The sequence below is a fragment of the Rhodococcus daqingensis genome (genome assembly GCF_042665615.1).
GTDB classification, from domain to species: Bacteria; Actinomycetota; Actinomycetes; order Mycobacteriales; family Mycobacteriaceae; genus Rhodococcus_G; species Rhodococcus_G daqingensis.
Genome location: NZ_JBHTCS010000018.1, coordinates 99,496 through 107,413 on the forward strand (window position 1 = coordinate 99,496; position 7,918 = coordinate 107,413).

Consider the following 7,918-nt stretch of genomic DNA (forward strand, 5'->3'; position numbering starts at 1 on the left):
TGATCGGCCCCTCGAGCGGCCGATCACTTGCGCCGCGCCCCCAAAGGTGGATGCTGTGAGGTAAGGACAAATTCAGCGCCGCCGAGGTCTCACGAGGACCGCCCCGGCAGAGGCAGCGAGGAGGGTCCGGTGTCCGAGAAGATCGACTATCCGGTCCAACTCATCCAGCCCGACGGAGCCCGGGTACACGGGTCCGCCTATTCGGCCGAGGTCGCCGACATCGGCCCGGACGAACTGCGAGGGCTGTACGAGGACATGGTGGTGCTGCGCCGGATCGACGCGGAGGCCACCGCGCTCCAGCGCCAGGGACAGCTGGGGATCTGGGCGCCGAGCTCGGGCCAGGAGGCGGCGCAGATCGGGTCCGCGCGGGCACTCGAACCCGACGACTACGTGTTCACCAGCTACCGCGAGCACGGGCTCGCCTACAGCCGCGGGGTTCCCCCCGCACAGTGGCCGCCGCTGTGGCGGGGTGCGGCCCTGGCGAACTGGGATCCCGCCGAGTTCAACCTGACCAACCCGGCCATCGTCGTCGGCTCACAGGGGCTGCACGCCACCGGCTACGCGATGGCCGCGCACCTGGACGGCGCCGAGATCGCCGTCATGGCGTACTTCGGCGACGGAGCCACCAGCCAGGGCGACATCTCCGAGGCGCTCGGGTTCGCCGCCGGCTGGGGCGTGGGCGTGGTGTTCTTCTGCCAGAACAATCACTGGGCGATCAGCGAGCCGGTACGACTGCAGAGTCCGTTCCCACTGGTGGCACGGCCCGGGGGATTCGGGATCCCGGGGATCGCGGTCGACGGCAACGACGTCCTCGGCGTGCTCGCGGTGACCCGGACCGCGGTCAGGCGCGCACGCGAGGGCGGCGGGCCGACCTTCATCGAGGCCATCACCTACCGGATGGGCCCGCACACCACCGCCGACGACCCCACCCGGTACCGGACCGGCGCGGAGGTCGAGCACTGGCGTGCCCGCGATCCCATCGACCGACTCCGTCGGCTGCTCGAGCGTGAGGGCGCGATCGACGAGGAGTTCACGCGCCGGGTCGACGCCGCGGCGGGCGAGGCGGCAGGCGCGCTGCGGGCAGGCGCCCTCGCCATCCCGGATCCGGCTCCGTTGACGCTGTTCGATCACGTCTACTGCGGTCCGCACCCGCTGATCGACGAGGAACGCGAACAGTTCTCGGCGTATCTCGGCACCCTCGAGGAGGTGCGGCCATGACCACGATGGCGCTGGGCGCCGCGCTGAACGCCGGGCTGCGCAGGGCCCTCGAGCGCGACCCGAAGGTACTGCTGATGGGCGAGGACATCGGCAAGCTCGGGGGCGTCTTCCGGGTCACCGACACGCTGCAGAAGGACTTCGGCAGCGCCCGCGTCATCGACACCCCGCTCGCCGAGTCCGGCATCATCGGGACCGCGTTCGGGATGGCGCTGCGCGGCTACCGGCCGGTGTGCGAGATCCAGTTCGACGGGTTCGTCTACCCCGCCTTCGACCAGATCGTGTCCCAGGTGGCGCGGATCCACTATCGCACCGCGGGGCGGGTGCGGGCGCCGCTCACGATCCGGGTGCCGTTCGGCGGCGGAATCGGTGCGGTGGAACACCATTCGGAGTCCCCGGAGGCGTACTTCGCGCACACCCCCGGCCTGCGCGTGGTCACCCCGTCCACCCCCGACGACGCCTTCCACATGATCGTGCAGGCCATCGCCTCGGACGATCCGGTGGTGTTCTTCGAACCCAAGCGCCGCTACTGGGACAAGGGAGAGGTGGACCTCGACGGGCCGGCCCCGCTCGAGCTGCACCGCGCCCGGGTCGCTGCCCCCGGAACGGACGTCACCCTGGTCGCCTACGGAGCGATGGTGTCGACGGCGCTGTCGGCGGCCGACGTCGCAGGGCGAGAGGGGCATTCGATCGAGGTGATCGATCTGCGCTCGCTCTCCCCCATCGACTTCGACACCGTCGAGGCGTCCGTCCGCAAGACGGGGCGGCTGGTCGTCGCGCACGAGGCGCCGGTGTTCCTCGGGCTCGGGTCCGAGATCGCGGCCCGGATCACCGAACGCTGCTTCTACCAGCTCGAGGCGCCCGTCGTCCGGGTCGGCGGGTTCGCGACCCCCTACCCGCCCGCCAGATTGGAGAAGTACTACCTGCCCGATCCGGATCGCATCCTCGACGCGGTCGACAAGACCCTCGCCGCCTGAAGGGACATCCCGTGCACCCAGCGAACGAGTTCCGGCTGCCCGACCTCGGTGAGGGCCTGACGGAGGCGGAGCTCGTTCGCTGGGCCGTCGCGGTGGGCGACACCGTCGAACTGGACCAGGTGATCGCCGAGGTGGAGACGGCAAAGGCCTTGGTGGAGTTGCCCTCCCCCTTCTCGGGCACGGTGTTGGCGCTGCTCGCCGAGGCGGGCACCACCGTCGAGGTCGGGGCCCCGCTGATCCGGATCGGCGAGCCCGGTGCGGTCGACGCCCCCGGTAGCGCGGCGCCCGCCGGGCCGCCGGAGCACCCCGCCACGCTGGTGGGCTACGGTCCGACCGCGGAGCCCGAGAGCCGAAGGCGCAGAACCCCAACCGATTCCGCGGACGCGAGATCCGCACGGCCCGACGCGAAGCCCTCCGCGCGCAGGCTGGCCCGCGAGCTCGGCATCGACCTGAGCGGTATCCAGGGCACCGGGTCCGGCGGCGCCGTCACCGCCGAGGACATACGCGCGCACGATGTTCCACGCGAAACACCACCGCCCCCGGGCACAGCACTGCCCCCGGGCACACCATCTGCCCGGGAGACCCGCACCCCCATCCGGGGTGTGCGGCGGCAGACCGCGGACGCCGTCGTCCGCAGCGCCTTCACCGCTCCGCACGTCACCGAGTTCGTCACCGTGGACGTCAGCGCGTCGACGGATCTGATCGCGCACCTGCGCGCGAGCCCCGCCTTCGCCGGCCTCGATCCGACCCCACTCGCCCTGGTCGCCAAGGCACTGCTGGTCGCGCTGCGCGGACACCCCACCCTCAACTCGAGCTGGGACGACGAGCACGAGGAGATCGTCACCAAGCACTACGTCAACCTCGGGATCGCGACCGCCACCCCGCGCGGACTGCTGGTGCCCTCGGTCAAGGACGCGCACCTGATGAGCCTGCTCGAGCTCACCCGGGCGATCCACGAGCTCACCACCACCGCCCGGGCCGGCCGGTGCACCCCCTCCGACCTGTCCGGCGGCACCATCACGATCACCAACGTCGGGGTGTTCGGCGTGGACACCGGAACCCCGATCCTCAACCCGGGCGAGGCGGCGATCCTGTGCCTCGGCGCGATCGCGCCGCGCCCCTGGGTGGTCGAGGACCGGGTCGCGGTCCGCCAGGTCACCACTCTGGGCCTCTCGTTCGACCACCGCCTGGTCGACGGCGAACAGGCCTCGCGCTTCCTCGCGGACATCGCCGCGACGCTGACCGACCCCCTCACCCTGCTCTAGCCGCGCCCGCAGCCGGTGCCCGGAGATCCCGATCAGACCAGAGAGGTGCCCTCGCCGGAGCCCTGAGACGGGGGATCCGGAATCCGCATCATGCGCAGCGAATTGAACACCCCGATGAGACCGGCGAGCATCGGGATGAGCAGCGCCACCTGAAGCGCGAGCGGCCGCGCGTCCGTGTTGATGCGCAGGATCTCGTCCTGGATCTCCGGGGGTCGACCGACGAGCAACTGTTCGAGCTGGGTGTTGCTCATCACCTCCGCGTCGTCCTCAAGCACCTGCGCCACGTGCTGCTGATCGGCAGGCGGCAGCACGGTGCTCGACTCCGCCATCGAGGTGAAGGCGATGGACAGCGTGGCCAGCATGATGGCGCCTGCGAACGCCAGCCCGAAGGACAGCCCGAACGACCCGGCCGCCGAATTCGCGCCCGCGGCCTCGCTGACCCGCTCCTCCTCGATCGGGGCGAGCGTGTAGTTGTTGAGCTGCGACACCAACAGGCCCAACCCCGATCCCGCGATCGCCAGTGGGACCAGCAGTCCCCAGCCGAACTCTGCCCGGGGCACGATCGGGATCAGCACTACTGTCCCGATCGTGAAGAGCACGAACCCCCACCGGATGATGCTGCTCGGCCGTCGATCTCCCGTCTTCTTCCCCGCCAGCAACGCCACTGCGAACATGCTCAGCGACAGTGGCGCGAGGGACAAGCCGGCCTGCATCGCGTTGTACTCGAGCACCATCTGCAGGTAGATCGGCAGCGCGATCATCGTGCCGCCCAGGGCGATCTGCTGGAGCATCTGCTGGGTGATCCCCAGCCTGAACATCTTGGATCTGAACAGATCCGGGTCCAACAGCGCCGGTTGCCCCCGACGCTTGCGACGGACCAGCCAGTACGCCAGCGCGGCCAACGCGATCGCGCCGATCGCCATGAGCAGGGCGACGGATTCGCCGCCTTCCTGCCACACCAGGATCCCCAGCACGATGCCGCCCATGCCGAGCACCGAGAGGGCCGCACCCACCGCGTCCACACCCCGGGGCCCGGCGTACGACACCTCGCGGACGAGCCCGATACCGGACAGCACGATCACGATGACGACGACCTCCAGGACGAAGGCAACGCGCCACGAGAGGTAGGTGGTGATGAAACCTCCGAGCAATGGTCCGACGGCAGCGGCGATCGCGGCCGCCGACCCGATCAGGGCGTAGGCCTTCTTCCGCGCGTCACCCTCGAAGTTGCCGTGCACGAGGGACTGCATGGCGGGCAGCAGGAGCGAGGCGCCGATGCCGCCGAGCACCGACCAGAAGACGACGACCACGGTCAGGCTCTGCGCGACCGCCATCGCCGAGGCGCCGACCGCGTAGCCGAGCAGACCCAGGACGTAGGCCCGCTTGCGTCCGATGAGATCGCCGACCTTACCGCCGATCAGGATGAACGCGGCGGATACCAGCGCCTCGAGGGCGATTGCCGCCTGGACCCCGCTGACGGTCGTGCCGAGATCCCGCACGACCGACGAGATCGACACGTTCATGAGCGATGTGTCGACGACGAGGACGAACATCGCCATTGCCAGCAGGATGGCGAGCGACCGCCGGGGGCGGGCGATCACGCCGGTCGGATCGGCTCGAAGGGCCTGATCTCGTCCTTGCCCGGCCGGACCACCCCCGCCGAGGATTCCGGCACTTCGTTCCACGCACCCTCGAGGTCGCGAAGGGGCTCCGAGACCACGAATCGGGCCTCCCCGCCCAGCGCGTGGAGGATCTCGACCTCGGGGTGCAGGGCCCGCAGTGTGGCGATCTCGGTGGAGAAGAACAGCGACCTCGACTGCCGCTCGCTGGAATAGCGGAATATCCAGAGCGAATCCCCGTCGGTGGTCGCGACGGTCATCTGCACGGGATCGCCGACACCGTGAGCTCGGCCGACGTCCTCGACGAAGCCGACGGCGCGGGCAACGGCGCCGAAGGGGTCGTCGGCGAGCCCGAAGGTCAGGGCGAGGAAGAACAGGGCCTCCGAATCCGTCGATCCCTCGATGTCGGCGAACAGCGCCGGGTCGACGGCCATCAACAGCTCGCGCCTGGTCTCGTGAAAGCCCCGGATGGCGCCGTTGTGCATCCACAGCCACCGTCCGTGCCGGAACGGGTGGCAATTGCTGCGCTGCACGGGCGTCCCGGTCGAGGCCCGCACGTGCGCGAGCAACATCGGCGTGCGCACCTGACCGGCGACCTCCCGGAGGTTCCGGTCGTTCCAGGCCGGTTCGGTGCTCTTGAACACCGCGGGTTCGGCGCCCTCGCCGTACCAGCCGACGCCGAAGCCATCACCGTTCGTGGTCGTCGCCCCGAGGCGGGAGTGCAGACTCTGATCGATCAGCGAATGCGCAGGGCGGAACAACAGATCCTCGGCGAGGATCGGCTCACCTGAATAAGCCATCCACCTGCACACGAATCAATTCAAGCAGAATCGCCACCGTCTGCGACAGAGATGCGCGCCCGCGCTCCGCCCGGTGCCGCCGAGGTGATCAAATCACCGACACTTCCCCGTCGAACGGAGGAGAATCGAATCCAACCGGGCCAGATCGCTCCAGCGAGGGAAGGCGAACAGCGATGTCCGAGGAATCGAGTGTCAAGCAGGGGGCCGCAGCTGGTACTTCGATGGGTGCGGCGGTCATTCTCGTCACGGTCGGCGCCCTACAGGTTCTGCAGGGTATCGCCGCTGTGGCCGAAGACGAGGTGATCGTCGTCGGTATCGAGTACACCTACAAGTTCGACCTCACCTCGTGGGGATGGATCCACATCGTGCTCGGGGCGGTCGTTGCGGCGGTCGGTGTCGCGCTGTTCACCGGGGCGGCGTGGGCGCGGGTGTCCGCGATCGTCATCGCGGCGTTGTCGATCCTCGCCAACTTCTTGTGGCTGCCGTACTACCCCTGGTGGTCGGTCCTGATCATCGCACTCGACGTGGTGGTGATCTGGGCGGTCTCCACCTGGAAGCCCGAGCGCGCCTGACCGGCATCGCCCACGCAAAGCCTGAACCGAGCCCCCGCGGACTGGGCTCGGTTCCGGCGGTTCGCGGGTAGTACGGTGCAGGGTGCGCTCTTCCGTCACCGACCCCGTCCGGCTCCGCCGCGCCCGCGCGGCGATCTTCGGGATCTTCGCGGTCAACGGCTTCCTGCTGGCCGCCTGGGTCGTGCACATCCCGGCCATCTCGGAGCGCACCGGCATCAGCCACGCCACCCTCGGCTGGCTGCTCCTGCTGCTGGCGGGCGGCGCCCTGATCGGCATGCAGGTGGCGGGTCCGCTGGCGGACCGCTACGGCAGTCGGCTGATGGTGATCGCCGCTGGGGTGTTCATCTCGTTCGGGGTGATCGGGCCTGCGCTGGCGACCGATGCCCTCTGGCTCGGCGCCACCCTCACCGTGTTCGGGTTCGGCAACGGCGCGCTGGACGTGTCGATGAACTCGCAGGCCGTGCACGCCGAGCGGCTCTATCGGCGGCCGATCATGTCGGCCTTCCACGCGTTCTTCTCCGTCGGCGGCGTCGTCGGGTCGTTGCTCGGCGCCGCGGTCCTGGCCGCGGGGTGGGCGCCGCTGACCTCGCTGACCGTCGCCGCCGCGATCGGGTTCCTCACCGTCGGCGCGTGCGGACCGTTCCTGCTGCCGCATACCGCCCCCGACCACGCGGCCCCCGACCAGACCACCCGCAGGCGCCCCGCCGGCGGGGCCCCGAAGAAGGTGCTGGCCCTCGGCGCGCTCGCGTTCGCGCTGTTCCTGTCCGAGGGTGTCGCGAACGACTGGAGCACCCTGCAGGTCAAGGAGCACCTCGGGACCTCCGACGCGACCGCAGCGCTGGCCTTCGGTGCGTTCGCGCTGATGATGACGGTGGGCCGGTTCGGCGCCGATCGGGTCAGCGCGGAACTGGGACCGGTCTCCGTGGTGCGCTACGGCACGTTGATCGCGGCCCTGGGCATCGGCCTGGTGACGGTGTCCGGCTGGGTGTGGCTGACGCTGACCGGATGGGCACTGTTCGGGCTCGGACTGTCCGGTTGCATCCCCCAGATCTTCACCGCGGCGGGCAACCTGAGCGTCGGATCGGCCGGCGTGAACATGTCGCGGGTGGTGGGCATGGGCTACGTCGGGCTGCTCGCGGGCCCGGCCCTGCTCGGCTGGCTGACCGAGCTGGTGCCGCTCACCGCGACGATGGTGGTGCCGCTGGTGTTCGTGCTGATCGCGTCCCGGCACGCCGGCCAGGTTCGGCGGTCGCCGCGCGCGCCCGTCGAACTCGACGCCCGGGATTGACCCGGCCAGGACCACAGAGGCCCCGAAAACAACTGTGCGCGACCGGCACCCCGGTCGGGGAACCGATCGCGCACAGGCGGCGCAGCCGCGCTACAGCGCCTTGAGCTCCTCGGTGACCTCGGAGACCATCTTCTTGGCGTCGCCGAACAGCATCGAGGTGGTGTCCGCGAAGAACAGCGGGT

At 70.0% G+C, this 7,918-nt stretch carries 8 protein-coding genes; 5 read left to right on the top strand and 3 right to left on the bottom strand.

Going from position 1 to position 7,918, the window contains the following annotated elements; all coding sequences use genetic code 11:
• Positions 1-129: 129 nt before the first annotated feature.
• From ACFQS9_RS16950 to ACFQS9_RS16960, 3 genes are read left to right on the top strand one after another with little or no spacing between them, the layout of a single operon-like run.
• A complete protein-coding gene (locus tag ACFQS9_RS16950; protein ID WP_378406727.1) occupies positions 130-1,218 on the top strand; it encodes a thiamine pyrophosphate-dependent dehydrogenase E1 component subunit alpha in 1,089 nt (362 codons plus the stop codon).
• On the top strand, positions 1,215-2,192 hold the full coding sequence (locus ACFQS9_RS16955; protein WP_378406729.1) for an alpha-ketoacid dehydrogenase subunit beta: 978 nt from the start codon (positions 1,215-1,217) through the stop codon (positions 2,190-2,192). The genes ACFQS9_RS16950 and ACFQS9_RS16955 overlap by 4 nt, the downstream gene beginning before the upstream one ends.
• An 11-nt stretch (positions 2,193-2,203) precedes the next feature.
• Positions 2,204-3,457 carry a dihydrolipoamide acetyltransferase family protein gene (locus ACFQS9_RS16960; protein ID WP_378406731.1) on the top strand — a complete coding sequence of 418 codons (1,254 nt, stop codon included), beginning with the start codon at positions 2,204-2,206 and terminating at the stop codon, positions 3,455-3,457.
• Between the two features lie 32 nt (positions 3,458-3,489).
• Here the strand turns inward: ACFQS9_RS16960 and ACFQS9_RS16965 are convergent, their stop codons facing one another.
• Together ACFQS9_RS16965 and ACFQS9_RS16970 are read right to left on the bottom strand one after the other, a co-directional pair.
• Complete coding sequence (locus ACFQS9_RS16965; protein WP_378406733.1) at positions 3,490-5,016, bottom strand: MFS transporter; 1,527 nt, start codon at positions 5,014-5,016, stop codon at positions 3,490-3,492.
• 38 nt (positions 5,017-5,054) lie between these two features.
• The gene (locus ACFQS9_RS16970) at positions 5,055-5,876 is read right to left on the bottom strand and encodes a class II glutamine amidotransferase (protein WP_378406735.1); all 822 of its coding nucleotides are present in this window, start codon (positions 5,874-5,876) and stop codon (positions 5,055-5,057) included.
• A 173-nt stretch (positions 5,877-6,049) separates the two neighbouring features.
• On the opposite strand from ACFQS9_RS16970, the gene ACFQS9_RS16975 reads away from it, so the two are divergent.
• Positions 6,050-6,448: a DUF7144 family membrane protein gene (locus tag ACFQS9_RS16975; RefSeq protein ID WP_378406737.1), complete on the top strand. Its 399-nt coding sequence runs from the start codon at positions 6,050-6,052 to the stop codon at positions 6,446-6,448.
• An 82-nt stretch (positions 6,449-6,530) separates the two neighbouring features.
• Positions 6,531-7,736 carry an MFS transporter gene (locus ACFQS9_RS16980; RefSeq protein WP_378406739.1) on the top strand — a complete coding sequence of 402 codons (1,206 nt, stop codon included), beginning with the start codon at positions 6,531-6,533 and terminating at the stop codon, positions 7,734-7,736.
• Between the two features lie 90 nt (positions 7,737-7,826).
• Here ACFQS9_RS16980 and ACFQS9_RS16985 read toward each other — a convergent pair.
• Positions 7,827-7,918: hypothetical protein (locus ACFQS9_RS16985; protein ID WP_378406750.1), on the bottom strand; the 92-nt coding region annotated here is incomplete at its 5' end.

Bases quoted from the DNA above. Each gene is read 5' to 3' on its own strand.
- ACFQS9_RS16955 (WP_378406729.1), top strand. From the start codon at position 1,215: ATGACCACGATGGCGCTGGGCGCCGCGCTGAACGCCGGGCTGCGCAGG.
- ACFQS9_RS16965 (WP_378406733.1), bottom strand. From the start codon at position 5,016: ATGGCGATGTTCGTCCTCGTCGTCGACACATCGCTCATGAACGTGTCG.
- ACFQS9_RS16970 (WP_378406735.1), bottom strand. From the start codon at position 5,876: ATGGCTTATTCAGGTGAGCCGATCCTCGCCGAGGATCTGTTGTTCCGC.
- ACFQS9_RS16975 (WP_378406737.1), top strand. From the start codon at position 6,050: ATGTCCGAGGAATCGAGTGTCAAGCAGGGGGCCGCAGCTGGTACTTCG.